Genomic DNA, 20,802 nt, shown 5'->3' with positions numbered 1-20,802 from the left:
GAAAACCTTAACGTAAACGTGACAAACTCATCGCGTCCCAAATTTCAGATGGCTGAGCTAAACCACCGAGTTCACCGGCCACACAATAAAGCTGTTCACCAAAATAATGTTTAACTTCTGCAGCTGAACGTGCCGGCTCCAAACTGGCTGGATTCGCCGAAGTTGACACCATCACTCCATCAGGCATGGTTTGAGCAAGTTGCTTAACTAATGGATGATGAGATACGCGCACCGCCACACTGTTATGTTGACCACTGATCCAAACGGGGCAGACCTGGGTTTTAGGCACCACCCAGGTCACGGCACGTTGGGTATCTGACCAGGCCTGCAGCAACCTGTCCGACCATTGCGGATTAAAAACATCAGCGAATTTTGCCAAAGCAGTCATATCTGCAGCGACGAGAATTAAACCCTTTTCGACCGGACGTTGTTTTAATTTTAAAATCGCCAACACAGCCGATTCATCTAATGGGTCGCAACCCAAACCATATACCGCTTCAGTCGGATAAGCGAAGAGATTTGGTAACAATTTTTTGCCTTTAAATAATGGATTAAGTTTGCCAAGGTAAGTTTAATTTTGATTGCTGTTGAAAAGCAAGATAGGCTTCAAAATGTTTAATAATATCTTCGGCTATCGACTCTTGATCCCAACCATAGAGATCGATTGCTTGCGGCCCGGAATTTAAATAAACATCTGCATGGTAAACAGACATACTATTATCAGTTAGTTGTCGTTTTACCACGCCATAAATAAAAGGCGATTGTGCATTGTCATCAAATTCTACTCGCAACTCTAACTGTGTTTTTTGAGGATCTAATGTCATCTTAATCTGCCAGCCTTGCTGCTGCATAGAGGCAACGACTTGATTCACTATCGGTATTAAAGTTTGGTCAAAAAACTGATCAAGTTGCTGTTTGCTAGTCGGTTTATTTAAGGCTTTCAATCGCGCCTTCCAAGACATTGCATCGTAATTAGGGGATGTTTCATGGAGTATAGTGTGACGTTGTTGTTCAGCTTGCAAGGCTTTAAACAAAGCAACTAACATCAATAGCATGACCAGGGTAAATGGAACCGCACTTAAAATTGATGCGGTCTGTAATGCACCCAATCCACCTGCTAATAGCAGACCCGATGCAATAGCACCTAGCAGGCCTGCCCAAAATAACCTCTGCCAAAGCGCTGTTTCTAAATCCCCACCACTCGATAAACTCGCCAATACTAAAGCACCAGAATCCGCTGAAGTAATAAAAAAAGTCATGATAAGTAACATGGCTAGAATGGATATCCAAATACCCAGTTGCAATTCAGCAAATAAGGCAAACAGCGCCAAACTATAATCTTGTTGCACCTGTTCAGCAAGATGAGTGGAGCCTTGCTGTTCAATTAAAAACAACGATGTATCGCCAAATACTGAAAACCATAAAAAGGTAAAACTGACTGGGACAAGCAACACTCCAAAGACAAATTCACGAAGCGTTCGCCCTTGGCTTATTTTGGCAATAAACAAGCCGACAAAGGGTGCCCAAGCAATCGTCCAAGCAAAGATAAATAATGTCCAGTTACCTAACCAATCTGAACTTGAATAGGCTTGCAAATTAAAGGTTCGCGCAACTAATCCGCTTAGATATAAACCGGTATTTTCAATAAACCTTTCTAAAATAATCAGTGTAGGACCTGCTATTGCGACGGTAATTAACAACACAATAGCCAGTGACATATTAATGACAGATAGTCGTTTAATCCCCTTATCTAAACCGGCGGCAACAGAGAGCATAGCCAGCATAGTCAGAACTAGGATAATCGATATTTGAACAGGCGTCGCAAGCGGAATACTTGGCCAAATGCTATTTAAACCGGCATTAATTTGGCTCACTGACAAGCCAAGTGTGGTCGCCAAACCTAGTGTAGTTGCTAAAATAGCAATCACATCAATACTATGACCAATCGGCCCATTTATGCGTTGGCCAATCAATGGGTAAAAACAAGATCGTAATGCTAATGGCAATTTATGACGATAACTAAAATAAGCTAGACTTAAACCAACTAGCCCATAAATAGCCCAAATATGAAAACCCCAATGAAAATACGCTATTTGCATAGCCTGTTGGGCAAGCTGATTTGCATCTATATCTAAATTTGGCGGATTAAGGTAGTGCATGACCGGTTCTGCCACCCCAAAAAATAACAACGCAATGCCATACCCTGCTGAAAAAATCATCGCTAGCCATATCCAAAATGGATACTTAGCCACTGTTTGATCAGGCCCAAGTGGTATTTGTCCCCAAGGCGAAAAAGCAATAACGAGTAAGCCTATTAAAAATAATGCAACAGCTAAAATAATCATCCAGCCAAAATTTTGGGTGACTGATGCCAGGCTGCTAGAGAAAAATTGTGCCATACCATTAGGCACTAGCAGGGTCAAGATTAAGAGCGAGAGCAATAATCCAACAGCGGGGATGAAGACGGGTTTACATCCAATTGAAAAGTTTGTAACAAGCTTTGACCATTTCACATGAATAACTATAAATCATTTTCCAATGCAAAACGAACTAAAAATCCGGCCTAACAAATCGTCAGAGGTAAAACGACCAGTGATTTCACTCAAATGTTCTTGTGCTAAACGTAATTCTTCAGCGAGCAATTCACCTGCACCTATTTCGAGTTGAGCTTGAGCTAAATTTAGATGATGTTGAGTTTGCTCTAGCGCGACCAGGTGACGTTTTCGCGCCAAAAACACGCTTTCATTGGTCTGTTTATAACCCATAATGGCTTTTAAATGATCCGTTAGTAGATTTAAACCCAGTTTATGTTTTGCTGACAAACCAATTTCATAGCCTTGTTCGGTTGACTTGATATAGGGTTCAGCGGCGACTAAATCAATTTTATTTTTTATCAGAGTAACCGATAAATTGGGAGGCAATTGAGCAATAATCGCTTGGTCTTTAGGATCAATTGTTTCACCGGCTTGCACCATCACTAAAACGTGATTTGCCTGTTCAATCGCTTGCCATGCGCGGGCAATACCAATTTGTTCCACGGCATCATTCGTGTCACGAAGCCCTGCAGTATCAAGAATATGTAATGGCATGCCATCAAGATGAATCTCTGCTTTAACAATATCCCGAGTAGTACCGGCAATATCGGTAACGATGGCAGTTTCTTCACCCGACAAGGCATTTAATAGACTAGATTTACCTGCATTTGGCTGGCCTAAAATAACTACTGACATACCTTCTCTAAGCAATGCACCTTGTTGCGCTTGAGTAAATACATTATTTAGTTGAGTTGTAACCAGATTAAGTTGCTGTTGAATATGCCCGTCTGATAAAAAATCAATTTCTTCTTCAGGAAAATCAATCGCCGCTTCAACATAAAGACGTAAATTAATGAGCTGTTCAACCAATTGATTAATGGCTTTCGCAAAATTACCTTGTAATGACTTTAGGGCACTTTTTGCGGCTTGAGCTGAAGTGGCTGAAATAAGGTCGGCAATGGCTTCTGCTTGGGTTAGATCGAGTTTGTCATTTAAAAAAGCTTGTTGTGAAAATTCACCAGGCCTGGCAGGGCGCGCACCCAGTTTAACGACTTCTTCAATAAGCCACTGCATAATGATTGGGCCACCGTGACCTTGTAGTTCTAGAACATCTTCACCAGTAAATGAATGGGGTGCTTTAAATCGCAGTGCAATACCCTGATCAAGTATTTCACCATTTTGAGCATAGAAGGCACCGTAGTGAGCTTTTTTTATTTCAGGTAGGTTACCGAGTATCTTTTGAGCTATCGTATCGCTATCAGGTCCAGAAACGCGAATAATCCCCACCCCACCTCTTCCTGGTGGTGTCGCTAAGGCCACAATGGTGTCTTTTTGAGAAAAAATTAGATTAGTCAAAGTCAAAATCGTCTAGTGCGTCAAGAGGTGGATTGCCATTATAAAGTTGATTGCGACGTAATTGGATACTGGCCTCTCTAAAAAATATATAAGGGTCATCCATTGTCAGTAAGGGGTCAATAAAATCAATGATATCAACATAACGATCAAATTGATTGACCAGAGTTAATATCAGATGTTCTTCAGCTGAGGCGTTTAAAAAATAGCGATAACCTGGGTCCACTGCATAATCCACTCCTAAACCAGCCAAATCTCTTGTAGAACTCGGTCCTAAAAAGGGTAATACTATAAAACTGGCATCCTTGCCAATTCCCCAAACATAAAGGGTTTGGCCAAAGTCTTCATGTTGATAAGGCAGGCCTGCTGGTGTGGCTATGTCTAATAAACCTGCAAAACCAAATACAGTATTAATTGAAAAACGCATTAAATCATTCATTGTACCTTCAGCATTGCCTTGTAGGGCGTTGTTGAGCATATTTAATGGCATTCGTAAGTTGGTAAAAAAGTTACGGATACCGGTTCTAACAGGTTGTGGGGTGATACGTTCATAACCTCGACCTACTGGTTCACCAACGTATTGGTGAAAACCTAAGTTAAAGTTAAACATTCTGCGATTAAAGGATTCGTAAGGATCGTTTGGATTTTTTATATTTGATTCAAATGACTCTGGTTGTGCATTGTCTAGTTGTTGAATTTCGATAAGCAGATCTAACACGGTTCCTTCATTGGCTTTGAGTGTTTGAAGTGGCAAAAAAGTTAGTGTTACTAAAAAAATTAAGATAACAGATTTCATATAAAGTTTATTTTTGAGTACAGGGTAAATGAATAGATTTCAATGCCTTAACCATCGAGTTTATGGCAAGTTGGTGGACATAACTTTTTCGCCAAGCTAATACGACTTGTCGTGTGGGTGTTTGATCTTGAAAAGGTTTTATAACTAATAGCTTATCTTCGTAATTATTGACAGATGTACAAGGCAAAATACTGACACCAGCATTAGACGCTACCATAAATCGAATCGTTTCTATTGAACTGCTTTCTAAGGTTTTTTGTAAACGGTTTTCCAAAGATTGAGCTGGTAAGCTGCTGAGTACTTGATTACGGAAACAATGTTTTTCGCCTAGTAGAAGTAAATTTTCATTTTTTAAATCATTAAAGTTGATTGCTGTTTTTTTACTTAATGGATTGTTGTTAGCAATAGCTACGACAAAGGGTTCAGTGTATAACAGTTCAGTTTCTATAGTAGGTTCATCAAAGGGTAAAGAAAGGATGACAAAATCAAGTTCACCCTGATGTAGTTTTTTGATTAGATCCTCGGTGTAATTTTCTTGAATAATGAAATGGGTGTTTGGGTTTGATTGTTGAAACGAAGCAATTAATTTAGGAATGAGGTAAGGGCCAATGGTAAAAATAGCACCGAGCTTGATTTCTTGTATGTTGTGATCTTGTGCTTGTTTCGCGAGATTTTTGATCAGATTGGTTTTTTGATTGATGTCTTCTGCTAATGCGATGATTTTTTCGCCAATCGGTGTAATAAGTATGTCACTTTTCTGTCTTTCGAAAATAGTAACACCGAGTTCTTCTTCAATTTTCTTAATAGCAATACTTAATGTAGGTTGACTCACATAGCACAGTTCGGCTGCTTTGCGAAAATGGCGTTCTTTGGCAACAGCGAGAATGTATTTGAGCTCGTTGAGGGTCATAAAGTTATCCCTAAAGGTTTATATATTTTATTTAGTTTTCTTGTTTTTGTTTTTATTGCGTGGATGACTTTTTTGTATAACTTTAAAATTCCTTTGAATTATAACAGCTTACTTTGTGATTAGTTGTAGGGATAAACTCTGTTTCATTTTAGGGATAGCATGTGCATGGATTGTGAATAGTTTTAGACTCGTTATAATGAGCTAAAACTATCCACATTGTTCCACAGCTTATACCCAGCTTAATTTTGAGGCTAGCATGCTTATATCCTGCATCAAAAACCGTAGAAGTATATTTCAATTTCAACCAAAATCAGTGCCGAAAATTGCATTAGAACAATGTCTTGATGCGGCTATTTGGGCACCTAATCATGGCTTAACAGAACCTTGGCGTTTCTATGTTATCGGCTCTGAAATGCAATGGAAATTGGCCAATATTTATGCCCAAAAAAGGGCTGAAAAACGTGCTAGTCCGGGCACAGAAAATTTCCAATCAGTTTATGATCACGCAGTAAAAAAGTTTATGGCTATTCCTCAAGTAGTGTTTGTTGGCCAACTACTCAACACCAATCTTGTGATCGCAAAAGAGGATTACGCAGCCTGTGCTTGTGCTATTCAAAATTTTCAATTAGTGGCTTGGGAGCTAGAATTAGGCGTTCAATGGAGCACGGGTCCTATTCTAACGGCGTCGGAAACAGCAAATTTGTTAGGCATTGACTTTACCCAAGTCGAGTTAATTGCGGCGCTGTATGTGGGTTATCCAAAAGCTATTCCAGGCTCGACTCGCAAAGAATTTCAAAGTGTTACTCAATATTATGATTGAAAGACTGGTTTACTAGTCGTGCATTTCATTAATTACTGATCCAAGTAATTGGGTTAAGCGATCATTTTGAGAATAATCGACTGGGCAATCTATCACACTCACCGTATTGTCCTTTAATGCTAGTTCTAGCGTGGGTAACAAATCCTCGGCACAATTTATACGATAGCCTTTAGCCCCAAAAGATTGTGCATATTGCACAAAGTCAGGGTTTTTAAAATCGATATAGGCGGCACGACCATATTTACGGGTTTGTTTCCATTCTATTAAGCCATATTGGCTGTCATTCCATATCAGAATAACGATAGGCGTTTCACAACGCAGTGCAGTTTCAATTTCTTGTGAATTCATCATAAAGCCGGCATCGCCCGTTACTGCAACAATTGCTCGGTTTGGCATAGCAAGTTTGGCTGCAATAGCGCCAGGTACAGCAATACCCATACCAGCAAAGCCATTTGAAATAATGCAGGTGTTTGGTTTTTCAGCACGGAACATGCGCGCCATCCACATTTTATGGGCACCAACATCGCAGATTGCAATATCATCGCGCTTCATGGCGGTACGTAAATCCCAAATGATTTTTTGCGGTAAGAGCGGAAAATCCTGACTGGCTTTGCAGCGATTCATCTCGGCCATTGTGGCATCACGTAATGGATGATCAAGCGGAAAATTTGGCCGAGTGTTCAACATAGCGCTAAGTTGAAGTAAATTACTGGCAATATCACCAATCAGCTCAATTTCTGGCAAATAAGAGGCATCCACCTCTGCCGGTAGGGGGTCTATATGAATAATACGGTGTTGATGACGAGGGTTCCATAGATGGGGGTGGTATTCAACCATATCAAAGCCAATACATATCACAAGATCGGCTTTTGAGAAGCCACCATTTTCATAGTCCCCTTTTTGCAAACCCGCTGTACCCATCGCGGTCGTATTTTTAAAAAATGGTACTACGCCTTTGGCCATAAACGTATTAACTGTAGGGATATTAAGCTGTTTAGCTAAGGCATAAACCTGTGCTGAAGCATTTGCTCGAATGGCCCCATTACCGACTAATATAAGTGGGGAAGTCGCGTCTTGTATGGCTTGAGCAGCTTGTTTAATCAGTTTTTCACTAGCTGTAGTAGGGCGTGCTTGTTTAACCGGCAATGGCTGGGTTAAGGTTGCCATTTCAGCAATATTTTCAGGAAAATCAATAAAGCTGGCACCGGGCTTTTCAGTTTGAGCAATTTTAAATGCTTTTCGCACTACTTCAGGAACAGTATCAGGATCAAGAATTTGCGTCGCGTATTTAGTAATCGGTTTAAACATACTCACCAGATCGACCACCTGATGGGATTCTTTATGCATTCGAGTCGTGGCAGCTTGTCCAGCTATGGCGACTAAGGGTGCATTATCCATATTGGCATCGGCCACACCAGTAACTAAATTAGTTGCACCAGGGCCTAAGGTGGATAGACAGACGCCAGCTTTACCAGTAAGACGGCCATAAACATCGGCCATAAATGCGGCACCTTGTTCATGTCGTGTGGTAATAAACCGAATGTCTGAATCTAGTAAGGCATCAACAAGATCAAGATTTTCTTCGCCGGGAATGCCAAAGATAAATTCAACCTGTTCATTTTCTAAACATTTAACAAAAAGTTGTGCGGCATTCATCAGGAAACCTTAGTGAGCTGGCTAGTTATTAAGCCTCAAGATTAAGCAGGTTGTTTACATTTTGCCAAAGGGGTTGGTGACCACCACTTAGAGTTAAATCCGTTAAATAACGTCCATTAACAATTAAACTAGGCACACCTTCAATACCATAAGCCTGAGTACGACGTTGCGCACGACGAACCGCCTGATCGACTTTAAATGAATTAAAACTTTGCACAAACTGATCGGTTGTTACCCCAAATTCACTATGAAATTCAGCAATGTTACCAAGATTGCTTAGTGGTAGCCTATCGCGGTGAAGTGCATCAAAGAAGGACCGATTTGATTGCTCAATAATACCCAAGTCTTCAGCAGCATAATAAACACGTGCCATAAAAATCCAACTCTGATTATTAAGGACAGCAGGCATACGTTCAAAATGGACACTAGTAGGCTTGGTGGCTAACCACTCATACAAACTATTTTGCAGATTGTAGCAGTGCGGACATCCATAAAAAAATACTTCGGTGACCTGTTTAGAATGAGGTGCGATGGATTGAATTTCACGCACTTCACGATAATCAATACCAGGATTAAGTTTTGCTAATGCAGGTTGCGAGAAAGCAAGCCCGCTAAGCAGGCCTGCCCCTGTTAACCGCACAGCTTGTCTGCGAGTTAACTTAGTTTGCATTAGAGTTCACCGTAAGAATGAAGTCCTGATAGGAAAATATTTACACCCAGGAAGGCAAAGGTGGTGATGAATAAACCAACAATTGCCCACCAAGACATAACCGCCCCGGTCCAACCTTTAGTCATACGAAGGTGTAACCAAGCCGCATAATTTAACCATACGATGAGTGCCCAAGTTTCTTTTGGATCCCATGACCAATAACCGCCCCAAGCTTCTGCAGCCCACATGGCACCTAATACGGTTGCAACAGTAAAGAAAGCAAAACCTATCGCAATCGCGCGATACATAATGTTTTCCATAGTCTGCAAACTTGGCAGACTCGCTAACAAACGGTGTTCTGGTGAACGTTTTTCAAGTGACAAACGAAGTAAAACGGCTACACCTACCATTGCAGCAATTGAGAAGCCACCGTAACCAACGAAGTTAGTAGGTACATGGATTTTCATCCACCAGCTTTGTAACGCCGGAATAAGTGGTTGAATTTCATGGGCTTGGCGATCAAATACATACCAAAGAACAAATAATACCGACACACTCATTACTACCATAACAAAACCGCCCATTGCACGTGTTTTGAACTTTTGTTCATAGTAGAGGTACATCAAAATAGTCATTACGATAAAGAGAATGAATACTTCATAAAGTGAACTTACCGGAATGTGTCCATAATCGATGTTGATCAGATAAGATTCATACCAACGCACCATCATGCCAATAAAACCAAACGTAGCGGCAGTCCAAGCTAGGAAAGTTGATAAGCGATAAATGAAATCAGAATTTCTAAAGAAACCAATAAAATAAGTAACCGTTGCTACTAGTACCAAAAAGCTCATCCACATAATAGCGGCTTGGCTAGAAATTAAGTACTTTAAGAAAAAATTAGTTTCTTGAGCAGCATATTCATTACCATTGAGTTGGTACATCCATAAAGCTATGAGTGTTATAGCTGTAACGGTATAAAAATGGGTTTGGAAGCTGCGCCAATACCACCCCATCCAGATAGTTGCTAAGGCAGTACCAAATAAAATGGCTTCCTCATAGACGTCCATGAAGTCGCCGTAAACTAACCATGAAACAAAACTGGCGGTCAGAATAAATGCTGCCCAGAGATAGTCACGAGGTAGGAATAGGTCCCAAAAACTTTCCTTCTTGGGCAATCTATTGTTAGCGGGTGTTTGATTAATTGTTGTATCCATTGTGGTATCCGTCCTATGCTTTGAACTTGTTAACCATTGCTTCAAATTCAGCGTCTGTCTCGGGTAACTTGCGATTATCTTTGGACGCTAGTGTCACTTCTGTATGACCCTCGTGAGGTCTAATATGTACCCAAAAACGTCTTTGGCGAACATAAAACATAAAGAATATCCCAATTATAAGCAAGACGCTGCCCAAATAAACCACATTTTTTCCTGGGGATTTAGTGATTTGTAATCCACTCGATTGGATTAATGTGAAATCGGTGAGTTGTAAAAAGACCGGTGGCCCAAATCGATGCAGCGCCCCTATGGCCGTCAGTGCATCTTCAAACCAAACCTGATGAGTGTCGCTAATATCTTGACTGGCATTCATCGTCACGCCTTCTTGTTCTAACACATGAATGTAGAGACTTTGTAAGGCATTAGCCAATTGACCAAAATAGAATGAAGCGACGGCTTCTTGTTCATCAAAGGGTACATTGTCTTGGATAAAGCGGGTAATCCCATCAAAACCAGCACGACGATATAGCTGTGTGAGCTGTTGCATCAGTTGGATATGCATAGTATAGGCACGGTCATCCATTTCTAAAGGTTTAGGAAAGGCCTCACGCCAAATGACCGCTGAATTATTAGGGTTATTAATTAACGCTAACATATTAAAGAAACGATCCATTGAACGCTTGTCGTCAGCAGGAATAAATAGGTATCTGAAGTCATCACGAACATCACTTCTAACCCCGGTCATATAAAACCAACGACCTTCTTGCTCATTAGGAATCATGTAGTGTTCATATTCCATAGCGATACCTTGTTCATTACGAACACGATAAAGTACCGTTGGGCCATTGTTTTTCATTCTACGACCGGTAATGGCGGCTTCTTCTTCATCGCGAGGCACAATATTGTAGAGTTGGAAATCATTAAACTCTATTCTAAAGCGGCCCTCAGGCGTATTGATATATTCTTGGCGATTTATCGCAGACTCTAATACTGTTTTCGATGGTATCGGTGAGTTTAATGCATGAATATTAAAGTTAACCAGTGAGCCACCATCACCATAGGAGGCTTGGTAAATAGCAAAGTTTTTATAGTAAAGTGGATAGTTTACTGCGATGGTTTCGCGAATCGGTTCTTCGTGATCGGGTGAGTAAAGGACGATATCACTCTCATAGGACTTGGGCATGCCATTGTCATAATAATCAACTCTAAAGGCTTCAACTTCAATTCTAAATGGTAGTTGTTGTACTAGGTAACCTTGACGGTGGGGTAAAAATAACACATCAGCACTACGACCTTCACGGATATTAACGTTACCGCGATAAGAAAAGTTTGCCGGTGTTAGCCATGAATTGGGATTGACTTCATCGAGTGGCACACTGCGCGTTTCAGCTTCTAAATTGCCAAAAATTTCAGCAAAACGCAAATACGCATTACTGTCCATTAGCGCGCCAATGACAATAATAATGATTGAAACGTGGGAAAAGAAATAACCTATTCTATTCCAATGCCCTTTTAGACCGGCAACGGTGACACTGCCATCACTACGTTCGTAAACACGCGTTTTATACCCCTCAGTTTTTAACATAGCTTCGGCAAAAGCCTGTTGTTCAGCTACAGAATAGGCTGCGGTGTAGGTGGTGTTATTGGGTTGGTGCTTTAGCGCGGTAAGTGAAAGCTTTTCACTATACTGCTTCATTTCTTTTACAAACACAGGTGTATTGCGTGTAACGCAGACACTGGTTGATACTAACAAGAAAAGTAACACAAGCATGAACCAACCAGCGAGATATACCTCATAAAGATTCAGGCTTAGATAGACTTCATACCAAAAAGGGCCAAATTTAAGAATATAGTCTTGAACAACTTGATCTTGCTGTAGTACGGTACCAATAACTGATGCAATTGAGAGCATCACTAATAAGGTAATGGCAAGGTTCATTGAACCTAAAAACTCGACCCATAGACCGGGTTTTTTGACCATTTTTGGCGCTGGTTTAGGTTGGGCAGTGGCATTTACATTTGACATATCAAAACCCTAGCTTTTTAGTTGGTTTTTATTTTGGTGATTGAGTATATACTTCTACGCAGCAATATAAAAGGTAAAAAATTAACAAATGAATCAACATCCGCTCTATCAGAAAGCCCACTACTTAAAAAGTGCTCCTAATTTATCTCACTGTCCCGAAGACCAAGGCTATGAAGTGGCGTTTGCAGGTCGTTCTAATGCTGGCAAATCCAGTGCGCTGAATGTGATTTGTAGTCAAAAAAGTTTAGCGCGTACCAGTAAAACGCCTGGGCGCACGCAAATGATCAATTATTTTCAGTTAGATGAACAACGATTTTTAATTGATCTGCCAGGCTATGGGTTTGCCAAGGTGAACGTCAATGTAAAACGCGTTTGGGAGGCGGGATTAAGTGATTATATTGAACAACGCCAAGCGCTGAAAGGCTTAGTGTTAATGATGGATGTCCGTCATCCGTTGCAGCCCCTTGATGTAATGATGTTAGATTGGTGTAATGAACTTGAATTGCCTATCCATGTTTTGTTGACCAAAGCTGATAAATTAAGTCGTAATCAAGCCAACCAGGCCTGGTTACAACTTAATAAACATTTACAAGATAAGTATCCTCTTGCCAGTGCTCAGCTATTTTCATCACTCAACAAACAGGGATTAGAGCAGGCCTGGCAAAAACTCGATAGTTGGTTTGATTACTCACTAAACCGTTAGTTATTGCGTTCTGCGAGTGCCTGCTGATAAATAGGTTGTAGGCGTGCGGAATAGCGAGTTAAATCCTTAATTCGTGAATCATAAGAAGGGTGAGTGCTTAAAAACTCGGGTGGCGCACCGCCCTGAGACAACTTAGCCATCTTTTCCCAAATTGCAATGGCTGCCGCAGGATCATAGCCACTGCGCGCAGCCAGTTCAATGCCGATTCGATCGGCCTCCACTTCATGTACACGACTAAAGGGCAATAAAATGCCCACATTCATTACAGCCCCGGCAAGATCAAGTGCTGCGCCTTGCACTCCGGTCAATTGCCCGACCACACTGAGTCCCACTGAACCCACTTGTGCTTGCGAAATACGTTCTCGAGCGTGCTCTCGTAGTTCATGCGCCATTTCATGACCCATAATCGCTGCAATTTCATCATCATTTAAGGATAATTTTTCGATCAACCCTGAGTAAAACATAATTTTGCCACCAGGCATGACCCAAGCATTGATCGTATCATCTTGGATAAGATTAACCTCCCAGCTCCAATTGACCGCATCGGGCCGAAAGTGCGCGGTATGCGGAATCATTTCATCAAGAATACGGGTTAAACGCGCTACCATTTCGGGGTCTTTGTTGAGGGTGCCTGCATCCGTCGCTTCTTTGAGCACGGCTTGATACGCTTCACTGCCTGCTTTAACTAACTCGGCTTGAGAGATTAGAAAAAATTGTGAGCGATTAACATCAACTAGGCCTGGTGTGGTGGAGGTTGTGGTACAGCCCATCAGCAAAAGCCCTAGGAATGCAAAAATGAGTGGTTTAGGTTGCAGCAATTTGTTCATCATTTTTCTCAAAGGTTAGTTCAATCACATAAGTTTAACCGTTTTTGTTAGATTTTAAAGATCCGTATCAATGGTTATAATGACGGACAGTAGCACGAAATAAAATAAATTTAAATGTCAGTTAAGGAATGCCCATGACGGATCATAGCCAGATCAATGTTGAAGCCGTAAAAAGCTATTTGTTGCAATTGCAAGATGATATTTGCCAACAACTGCTCGCTGAGGAAACTGCCGCGGTTGAATTTATCACGGATAGCTGGGAGCGGGATGGTGAAGAAGGGACGATGGGTCTCACTGGCGGTGGGCGTTCTCGCGTGCTTGAACAAGGCGACGTGATCGAAAAGGGCGGCGTTAACTTTTCCCATGTTCGTGGTAAAACCTTACCGGTATCGGCCACCGCACATCGCCCTGAGTTAGCAGGGCGATCGTTTCAAGCATTGGGTGTATCGCTAGTCATTCACCCACGCAATCCTTATGCCCCAACGTCTCATGCTAATGTACGGATGTTTATCGCTGAAAAAGAGGGCGAAGCACCGGTTTGGTGGTTTGGCGGTGGCTTTGATTTAACGCCTTTTTATCCTTTTGATGAAGATGTGGTGCATTGGCATCAACAGGCTAAACAAGCCTGTGACCCTTTTGGTGAGCAGGTTTATGCCGATTATAAAAAATGGTGTGATGACTATTTTTATTTAAAACACCGCCAAGAAACCCGTGGTGTGGGGGGGCTATTTTTTGATGATTTAAATGCGCCTGGATTTGAGCAGAGTTTTGCTTTGATGCGCTCAATTGGCGATCATTATATCAAGGCCTATCGACCCATCTTAGCGCGTCGAAAAAATAGCGAGTATGGTGAGCGGGAGCGTGACTTCCAACTTTATCGTCGCGGTCGTTATGCTGAATTTAATTTGGTGTTTGATCGCGGCACCTTATTTGGTTTGCAAACGGGTGGGCGCACGGAATCGATTTTGATGTCGATGCCACCGTTGGTGACTTGGAAATACAACTATCACCCCGAACCTGGCAGTGCCGAGGCCAAATTATATGACTATTTAATGCCTCGAGATTGGTTAGGTGTTGCAGGTTAAATCCATGGACGATTTGGATAAAATACGGCTGGATAAGTGGCTTTGGGCGGCGCGGTTTTTTAAAACGCGTGGCTTGGCATCAGAGGCCTTAAAAGGTGGCAAGGTCACCTTAAATGACGCCAAGCCTAAGTCGAGCAAAATGCTTAATTTGGGTGATAGGTTGGCGATTACCCAAGCTCATCGCAAGGTAGAGGTGACGGTGCTTGTGTTGAGTGATAAGCGTGGTAATGCCGAGCAAGCCCAAACCTTATATTGTCTTGAATCAGAAACCTTGATCCAAAACAAGAATCCACAGGATCAAGCGCTTGCTGGGTATCGAGAAAAAGGAGCCGGCCGCCCCACTAAGCGAGAGCGTCGTCAGTTGTCAGATTGGTTGGGCAGTTAAAGCTGAGTCTAAAACAGGTGCCTTCACCGATATTTGATGTGATAGTCAATTTGGCATCATATAAATCGGCAATATTTTTCACTATGGCCAACCCAATTCCCACACCTTTTTCCGCATCCTTAGTGGTGTAAAAAGGCGTGAGGCATTTTTGTTTTTGTTCAAGGGTCATGCCACAACCATTGTCTTCGACCTCTAATATGACTTGGTTTGATTGCTGATAAAGATTTAACTTAATCCAGGCTTGATAATCCTTAGGGGGGGTGTTTGCAGATTTTTCTTCTATCGCATCTTTCGCGTTTGCAACTAAATTGACAATCACTTGTTCTAGTTTATGATATTCCATAAACAATCTTGGCTGGTTGTAATCAATGTTTTCAATAAGTTTAATCTTGTCGAGATGATAGGCCTGTTTAACAAACCCAAGTGCCGATTCGATTACATCGGGAACTTTAATCCATTGAGCCGCCGCTTGCTCTAGGCGCGCAAAGGAACGAATATTGCGTACGATTCGATCGGCGCGGTCAACCTGCTCAATAATGGTCTGATCCAGTTCTAGCGCAAATTGACGACTGTCGTCTGACCAGGCCTGCTGATGCAAACCTTTTAAACCCTCTGCGCCTAATCTAATGACCGCTAAGGGTTGTTTTACTTCATGGGCAATGCCTGATGCCATTTCTCCCAAGGTACGCAAACGACTTAGATGGGCTAGTTCTGTTTGATGTTTAAGTTCGGCTTGAGCGGAGCGGAGGGCCTGAATATTTTTTATCAGCACAATGAATTGATCCTGAGGTTGTAATCCACTCGGTTGCATTTTACTGATGGTCATTAAACCAATCTCGCCCTGATATTTGCCTTGTTTATAACGAATTTCGATGGGGTGATTTAATTTTGAATCAGTAATAATATCAAGTGGTTGACCGTGCAGGGTTTGAACTAAGTCTGCTAGGACAAAGGTTTTTTTAGTGACAATAGTTGCAGCTATAGGGTTTTGATCTATGACTGTGCCATTTGAATTAATCATAAATAGTATGTCTTCAATACTGTTTAAGATACTTTGGTTGTGTTGTTGGCTGTTGATGAGTTGTTGAAGCAAGTGCTTTAATAAGATCCAAAACCCAGCCAGTAACAATAAGATCAGCGACAGAGTAATAAGCAGCTTTTCTCTTAGGTCGTTGATAAGGCGCTGATGATTAACAGGATTGACCCAAAATTTAGCTTCGGCTAATAATTCGGCTGTTTGATTATCAAATAGCGGTAAGCTAACGATAAAACAGTTGTCACATAGTTGCCCGTCGAAAAGAGTAGGGCGGTTAATGAGTGTAGGGTTAAAGTTTAGTGAAATCGCTTTAATAAAAGGTTGTTCATTTTCATCGCTATAGAGCAGTAATAGGCTGGTGGTTAAGATAGTCTGATGTTCGTCAACCAATACGTCATAGTATGTTAGGGGTTGGGCAATATTATTGACCAACAACGTTGCCTGATCTTGTGCTTCTTGTGTCAGTCTCGGTTGCAGAACGTGAAAAAAATACACGAGTGAGGCAATCAAGACCAACAAACTAATGGCCATAAAGCCTAGGCCTAGTTTGGCTTGGGTAAGCGGTTTAGAATGGGCAGGGCTTTGAATCATGAACGTCCCTGCGCTGAGTAAAAATCTGCAATGGAATTAAAGAAAGGTCTAAAGCGCCAGTCTCTATGCAAGATTTGATTTTGATTAATCTGCGGTCTTATGCTGGCTCTCACAATTAATCCAACATCCACTCCTTTTGCTACGCTGCCAACAAAGGGCGAAAAACTTAAAATATTGCGTTGGTTTAAAACCCCTAGAAGTTCTGGTTTTATTAAGTCGGGATCGGTTATAAAAACGAGGTAATCGTATTGTTCATCAAAATGTAACTGAGATGGCTGCAGTCCTGGCATTAATTGGTAGGACAGATTAAGTTGATTACTAAGATTGCTCGCCATTTGTTCGGCAAGTTGAAGATTTGCCTGGTTTGAGTAAACAATCACTAAGCGATAGGGTTTTGAGTTGTTAGGAACCAGGGCTTGAACGATGCGCGGAAAAAACTCTCCCCCCACTAACAGGAGTCGAGTGTCCCGTGCATCAAGGGCTAAACTGACTGTACTTATGCTAATGAGCATAAGAAACCCCGTCAATCTTAACCAATGGTGAAATGGCCTAGTTGATTTCCACACGAATTGCCCTGATTCTTAACTAGTCTTAATTATGTGCTTATTGTAACAATTAAATGAGCAAAATAGCGAAAGGTAAATTTTGAATAAAAAAAACCCGCTTAAAATAAGCGGGTTTTTAAATCAGCCAAGTGACTAAATAACAAAGTTAATTGTTTATTTAGCTAAGGCCGCGCGTTTGCGCTCAACAAGGTTATGGATGATCGGTGACATCAATAAATCCATCGCTAATACCATGTGTTCTGAGTTGTATACTAGGGTTTCGGGTGTTTGTAACCAAGCACCTGGAATCTTGTCAGCTATGGCCTGCAAGTCGATATCTTGATGACGTACATGGGTCACCATTAAAGAGTTCTTAGGCTCAGGTACTAAAGCCGCTTCGTCTTTAAGGGTTGAGAAGGGGTCAGAGGTATCAACTAAAGGTACACGGTGGAAGTTAATATGCGTACGGTGGAACTGAGGTACGATGTACTCAATATAGTCTTCCATACGCTCCAAAATCACATCACGAACCTGACCGACAGAATAAGGGCGCTCAGCCGTGTCACGGTAGATTTTTTGCATCCATTCGATGTTTACAACAGGGCAAACACCTATACCTAAATCGACATACTGTGATACATCATGCATACCTTCTGCTGGACCATGGTCTTTACGCTTAACCATACCATGTAGGCCTTCATAGAACAGCACGTCGGTACCTTCGGGAATATCTTCCCAGGGCGTGAATTCACCTGGCTTTAAATTAGTACCTAGACGGGCATTGTGCTCAGCCGCTTCTTCATCGCTGTGAATGTAATAACGACGTTTGCCAGTACCGGTTTCACGGTATTGGGCAAATAACTCTTCTAGTTTTTCAAATTCATTGGCATATTCAGAAAAATGGGTCAAAATGCGACCGCCGTTTTCCTTGCTTTCTGCTACCTTAGCACGCATCGTCATGCGATCGTATTTATGGAAACTATCGCCTTCGATAATAGCCGCATTAAGGTTTTCACGCGCAAAAATTTGCTCAACGGCGCGCTTAACAAAAGAGGTACCGGCGCCAGAAGAACCAGTAACCGTTACGATAGGGTGAATTGCAGACATATAAAGCCTCCTTCTAAACAATGAAGTATCTCATTGCGACCGACATGGTCAAGTTAAACAAAAAAATTAAACATCAATATTTTCCGCTTTAAGCGCGTTTGTTTCGATAAAATCGCGACGGGGTTCAACATGGTCACCCATCAATGTGGTAAAGACCTGATCGGCTTCAATCGCATCTTGTACTTTTACTTGCAGTAAGCGGCGACTTTCTGGGTTCATGGTGGTTTCCCAGAGTTGTTCAGGGTTCATTTCACCCAGACCCTTATAACGCTGGACACTTTGACCGCGTTTGGCTTCGTTGAGTAACCAGTCCAACGCCTCAGTGAAAGACTGAACCGGCTGTTGTTTGTCGCCACGCTGAACATAGGCCGAATCGGTTAGCAGGCCCTGTAGAGTGTCACTGAGTTTGGCCATGGCACTGTACTCAGGTGACATAAAAAATTCTTCACTAAATAGTTGGCTGGTTAAGGTGCCATGTTCACGTTGTGCTAAACGTAGCTGGAATTTGGCATCACCCTCAAGCGCCGGTTCGACATGAAGGTGATAGGTTACTTTCTGCAGCTCGCCAAGTGCTTGTAGTCGCGGTTCAAGTGCTTTAGCCCAGGCATTTAGCGCATCATAATCGTTTAACAGATCCATAGTAAGAGCAGGCGTATCCGTCAAAAGCTGTAAAAAGGTTTGACTGTAGCGGCGTGATAAGCGGGCAATAATGCGTTTAACCTGTAAGTATTGTTTGGCTAGCTGCTCCAGTGCGACTTCTTTAATGCTTGGACCCTGTTCATTTACCCATAATGCCGCAGCGTCTAGGGCGCTATTTAGTAGGTAACCTTCAAGTTCAGTATCGTCTTTCAAATAGGTTTCTTGCTTGCCTTTTTTGACCTTATACAGCGGAGGCTGGGCAATATAGACATAACCGTTTTCAATTAAATCCGGAAGTTGACGGTAGAAAAACGTCAGCAAAAGAGTTCGAATATGTGAGCCGTCTACGTCCGCATCGGTCATGATAATGATGCGGTGGTAGCGAAGTTTTTCGAGGTTATATTCGTCTGGGCCTATGCCACAACCCAAAGCGGTAATCAAGGTACCGACTTCCGCTGATGAGATCATTTTGTCAAAGCGAGCGCGTTCAACATTAAGGATTTTCCCTTTGAGCGGCAAAATCGCTTGACGGCGACGGTCGCGGCCTTGTTTGGCCGAACCACCGGCGGAATCACCCTCCACCAGATAGAGTTCGCTTAATGCGGGATCTTTTTCTTGGCAGTCGGCCAATTTACCAGGCAGGCCTGCTATATCTAGCGCGCCCTTACGACGGGTCATTTCGCGTGCTTTACGCGCCGCCTCACGTGCTCGCGCGGCATCCACTATTTTGGCAAAAACCGCTTTGGCTTCATTCGGGTTTTCAAGTAGATATTCAGCGAGTTTTTCATTCATCGCGGTTTCTACTGCTGATTTCACTTCAGAGGAGACGAGTTTGTCTTTGGTTTGTGAAGAAAACTTAGGGTCGGGCACCTTTACTGAAATAACGGCCGCCAGACCTTCACGTGCATCATCGCCCGAGATGTTGATTTTAAATTTTTTGTTCAGGCCTTCTTTTTCTATATAGCTATTGAGTGTGCGGGTAAGCGCGGCTCTGAAACCCGATAAGTGGGTGCCGCCGTCACGCTGTGGGATATTGTTGGTAAAACAAAAGATAGATTCTTGATAGGCGTCTGACCATTGCATCGCGACTTCTACGGTAATATCGTCTTTAAGTGTAGTAAAGTGGAAAGCTTTGGCATTAATCGGTGCTTTATTGTGATTAATGAAATCAACAAAGGCCAGAATACCGCCTTCATACTGAAACACTTGTTTGCGGTCATCGCGCTTGTCGATTAACTCGATGTACACACCTGAATTTAAGAAAGATAATTCTCGTAGGCGTTTCAACAGATAGTCGAAATTGAATTCGGTAATCGTGAAAATCTCAGTACTCGGCTTAAAGCGAATTTCGGTGCCAGTTTTGTCAGAATCAGCCACAGCGGTTAAAGGGGCTTGTGGTACACCTAAATGATAGGTTTGTTTCCAAACCTTGCCGTGACGATGAATGGTTAAATTAAGCTCTTCAGATAAGGCGTTCACAACCGATACACCTACACCGTGTAAACCGCCAGATACTTTATAGGAGTTATCGTCAAATTTACCACCGGCATGCAGGACGGTCATTATGACTTCAGCCGCGGATACACCTTCTTCTTGGTGGATATCAACCGGAATACCCCGCCCATTATCAGAAACAGATACTGAACCATCTGTATGAATCGTGACCTTAATCGTGTCGCAATGGCCTGCTAACGCTTCGTCAATGGCATTATCAACGACTTCGAACACCATGTGATGCAGGCCAGAGCCATCATCGGTATCACCAATATACATGCCAGGACGTTTGCGGACTGCGTCTAGACCTTTTAAGACTTTAATCGATGAAGAATCATATAACTTAGGTTCGATAGGCGTTGTAGACATAGGTTTCAGTACTTCTTAACAGGCTAAATAATCTTGTGATTTTACCACAGATTTAGAATA

Annotated in this window: 18 protein-coding genes; 4 read left to right on the top strand and 14 right to left on the bottom strand. The window is 42.1% G+C overall.

Annotation, left to right across the window (positions count from 1 at the left end):
* Positions 1 to 7: 7 nt before the first annotated feature.
* The 5 genes from THIAE_RS10340 to THIAE_RS10320 form a co-directional block, all read right to left on the bottom strand.
* Positions 8 to 529, bottom strand: a complete 522-nt coding sequence (locus THIAE_RS10340) for a Sua5/YciO/YrdC/YwlC family protein (RefSeq protein WP_006460040.1) — start codon at positions 527 to 529, stop codon at positions 8 to 10.
* A 22-nt stretch (positions 530 to 551) separates the two neighbouring features.
* Positions 552 to 2,513 carry a BCCT family transporter gene (locus THIAE_RS10335; RefSeq protein WP_025299416.1) on the bottom strand — a complete coding sequence of 654 codons (1,962 nt, stop codon included), beginning with the start codon at positions 2,511 to 2,513 and terminating at the stop codon, positions 552 to 554.
* A gap of 15 nt (positions 2,514 to 2,528) precedes the next feature.
* Entirely contained in the window at positions 2,529 to 3,890 is a 1,362-nt protein-coding gene (gene mnmE / locus THIAE_RS10330) for a tRNA uridine-5-carboxymethylaminomethyl(34) synthesis GTPase MnmE (protein ID WP_025299415.1), read from the bottom strand.
* Positions 3,883 to 4,605 carry an MlaA family lipoprotein gene (locus THIAE_RS10325; RefSeq protein WP_239232380.1) on the bottom strand — a complete coding sequence of 241 codons (723 nt, stop codon included), beginning with the start codon at positions 4,603 to 4,605 and terminating at the stop codon, positions 3,883 to 3,885. The genes mnmE and THIAE_RS10325 overlap by 8 nt, the downstream gene beginning before the upstream one ends.
* Positions 4,606 to 4,690: 85 nt before the next feature.
* Positions 4,691 to 5,593: a hydrogen peroxide-inducible genes activator gene (locus tag THIAE_RS10320; RefSeq protein WP_006460044.1), complete on the bottom strand. Its 903-nt coding sequence runs from the start codon at positions 5,591 to 5,593 to the stop codon at positions 4,691 to 4,693.
* A 256-nt stretch (positions 5,594 to 5,849) separates the two neighbouring features.
* On the opposite strand from THIAE_RS10320, the gene THIAE_RS10315 reads away from it, so the two are divergent.
* Positions 5,850 to 6,413, top strand: coding sequence for a nitroreductase family protein (locus THIAE_RS10315; protein ID WP_006460045.1), 564 nt, complete (start codon positions 5,850 to 5,852; stop codon positions 6,411 to 6,413).
* Between the two features lie 12 nt (positions 6,414 to 6,425).
* Here THIAE_RS10315 and THIAE_RS10310 read toward each other — a convergent pair whose 3' ends face one another.
* Genes THIAE_RS10310 through THIAE_RS10295 form a run of 4 tightly spaced genes read right to left on the bottom strand, consistent with a single transcriptional unit; the run spans position 6,426 to position 11,961 of the window.
* A complete protein-coding gene (locus tag THIAE_RS10310; protein WP_006460046.1) occupies positions 6,426 to 8,069 on the bottom strand; it encodes an acetolactate synthase large subunit in 1,644 nt (547 codons plus the stop codon).
* 28 nt (positions 8,070 to 8,097) lie between these two features.
* Positions 8,098 to 8,739 (bottom strand): thiol:disulfide interchange protein DsbA/DsbL, encoded by a 642-nt coding sequence (locus THIAE_RS10305; protein WP_006460047.1) that lies wholly within the window; start codon positions 8,737 to 8,739, stop codon positions 8,098 to 8,100.
* On the bottom strand, positions 8,739 to 9,935 hold the full coding sequence (gene ccsB / locus THIAE_RS10300) for a c-type cytochrome biogenesis protein CcsB (protein WP_006460048.1): 1,197 nt from the start codon (positions 9,933 to 9,935) through the stop codon (positions 8,739 to 8,741). The genes THIAE_RS10305 and ccsB overlap by 1 nt, the downstream gene beginning before the upstream one ends.
* A gap of 13 nt (positions 9,936 to 9,948) precedes the next feature.
* Positions 9,949 to 11,961, bottom strand: coding sequence for a cytochrome c biogenesis protein ResB (locus tag THIAE_RS10295; protein ID WP_006460049.1), 2,013 nt, complete (start codon positions 11,959 to 11,961; stop codon positions 9,949 to 9,951).
* A gap of 88 nt (positions 11,962 to 12,049) precedes the next feature.
* Here THIAE_RS10295 and yihA point away from each other — a divergent pair, with 88 nt between their 5' ends.
* Positions 12,050 to 12,664 carry a ribosome biogenesis GTP-binding protein YihA/YsxC gene (gene yihA / locus THIAE_RS10290; protein ID WP_006460050.1) on the top strand — a complete coding sequence of 205 codons (615 nt, stop codon included), beginning with the start codon at positions 12,050 to 12,052 and terminating at the stop codon, positions 12,662 to 12,664.
* On the opposite strand, the gene THIAE_RS10285 is transcribed toward yihA, so the two are convergent.
* The gene (locus THIAE_RS10285; protein ID WP_041483072.1) at positions 12,661 to 13,494 is read right to left on the bottom strand and encodes a M48 family metallopeptidase; all 834 of its coding nucleotides are present in this window, start codon (positions 13,492 to 13,494) and stop codon (positions 12,661 to 12,663) included. The genes yihA and THIAE_RS10285 overlap by 4 nt on opposite strands.
* Before the next feature lie 131 nt (positions 13,495 to 13,625).
* Between THIAE_RS10285 and hemF the strand changes: the two genes are divergently transcribed.
* Both hemF and THIAE_RS10275 read left to right on the top strand, forming a co-directional pair.
* Complete coding sequence (gene hemF, locus THIAE_RS10280; RefSeq protein WP_006460052.1) at positions 13,626 to 14,576, top strand: oxygen-dependent coproporphyrinogen oxidase; 951 nt, start codon at positions 13,626 to 13,628, stop codon at positions 14,574 to 14,576.
* 4 nt (positions 14,577 to 14,580) lie between these two features.
* Positions 14,581 to 14,961: an RNA-binding S4 domain-containing protein gene (locus THIAE_RS10275; RefSeq protein WP_006460053.1), complete on the top strand. Its 381-nt coding sequence runs from the start codon at positions 14,581 to 14,583 to the stop codon at positions 14,959 to 14,961.
* Here the strand turns inward: THIAE_RS10275 and THIAE_RS10270 are convergent.
* From THIAE_RS10270 to gyrB, 4 genes are all read right to left on the bottom strand, one after another.
* The gene (locus THIAE_RS10270) at positions 14,918 to 16,588 is read right to left on the bottom strand and encodes a PAS domain-containing sensor histidine kinase (protein ID WP_006460054.1); all 1,671 of its coding nucleotides are present in this window, start codon (positions 16,586 to 16,588) and stop codon (positions 14,918 to 14,920) included. The two genes, THIAE_RS10275 and THIAE_RS10270, sit on opposite strands and share 44 nt — an antisense overlap.
* Positions 16,585 to 17,100: a hypothetical protein gene (locus tag THIAE_RS10265; protein ID WP_006460055.1), complete on the bottom strand. Its 516-nt coding sequence runs from the start codon at positions 17,098 to 17,100 to the stop codon at positions 16,585 to 16,587. Before THIAE_RS10265 ends, THIAE_RS10270 begins: the two co-directional genes overlap by 4 nt.
* A 207-nt stretch (positions 17,101 to 17,307) precedes the next feature.
* Positions 17,308 to 18,240, bottom strand: coding sequence for a phosphoribulokinase (locus tag THIAE_RS10260; protein ID WP_006460056.1), 933 nt, complete (start codon positions 18,238 to 18,240; stop codon positions 17,308 to 17,310).
* A 66-nt stretch (positions 18,241 to 18,306) separates the two neighbouring features.
* Positions 18,307 to 20,742 (bottom strand): DNA topoisomerase (ATP-hydrolyzing) subunit B, encoded by a 2,436-nt coding sequence (gene gyrB, locus THIAE_RS10255; protein WP_006460057.1) that lies wholly within the window; start codon positions 20,740 to 20,742, stop codon positions 18,307 to 18,309.
* Between the last annotated feature and the right edge of the window lie 60 nt (positions 20,743 to 20,802).

Origin of the sequence: Thiomicrospira aerophila AL3, assembly GCF_000227665.2 — a bacterium.
Classification (GTDB): domain Bacteria; phylum Pseudomonadota; class Gammaproteobacteria; order Thiomicrospirales; family Thiomicrospiraceae; genus Thiomicrospira; species Thiomicrospira aerophila.
Note: the sequence above shows the minus strand (reverse complement) of the source record. Positions and strands in the feature narration are given on the sequence as shown.

Bases quoted from the DNA above. Each gene is read 5' to 3' on its own strand.
- THIAE_RS10315 (WP_006460045.1), top strand. From the start codon at position 5,850: ATGCTTATATCCTGCATCAAAAACCGTAGAAGTATATTTCAATTTCAA.
- THIAE_RS10310 (WP_006460046.1), bottom strand. From the start codon at position 8,069: ATGAATGCCGCACAACTTTTTGTTAAATGTTTAGAAAATGAACAGGTT.
- gyrB (WP_006460057.1), bottom strand. From the start codon at position 20,742: ATGTCTACAACGCCTATCGAACCTAAGTTATATGATTCTTCATCGATT.
- yihA (WP_006460050.1), top strand. From the start codon at position 12,050: ATGAATCAACATCCGCTCTATCAGAAAGCCCACTACTTAAAAAGTGCT.
- THIAE_RS10295 (WP_006460049.1), bottom strand. From the start codon at position 11,961: ATGTCAAATGTAAATGCCACTGCCCAACCTAAACCAGCGCCAAAAATG.
- ccsB (WP_006460048.1), bottom strand. From the start codon at position 9,935: ATGGATACAACAATTAATCAAACACCCGCTAACAATAGATTGCCCAAG.
- THIAE_RS10285 (WP_041483072.1), bottom strand. From the start codon at position 13,494: ATGATGAACAAATTGCTGCAACCTAAACCACTCATTTTTGCATTCCTA.
- THIAE_RS10275 (WP_006460053.1), top strand. From the start codon at position 14,581: ATGGACGATTTGGATAAAATACGGCTGGATAAGTGGCTTTGGGCGGCG.
- THIAE_RS10260 (WP_006460056.1), bottom strand. From the start codon at position 18,240: ATGTCTGCAATTCACCCTATCGTAACGGTTACTGGTTCTTCTGGCGCC.
- hemF (WP_006460052.1), top strand. From the start codon at position 13,626: ATGACGGATCATAGCCAGATCAATGTTGAAGCCGTAAAAAGCTATTTG.
- THIAE_RS10305 (WP_006460047.1), bottom strand. From the start codon at position 8,739: ATGCAAACTAAGTTAACTCGCAGACAAGCTGTGCGGTTAACAGGGGCA.
- THIAE_RS10270 (WP_006460054.1), bottom strand. From the start codon at position 16,588: ATGATTCAAAGCCCTGCCCATTCTAAACCGCTTACCCAAGCCAAACTA.
- THIAE_RS10320 (WP_006460044.1), bottom strand. From the start codon at position 5,593: ATGACCCTCAACGAGCTCAAATACATTCTCGCTGTTGCCAAAGAACGC.
- THIAE_RS10265 (WP_006460055.1), bottom strand. From the start codon at position 17,100: ATGCTCATTAGCATAAGTACAGTCAGTTTAGCCCTTGATGCACGGGAC.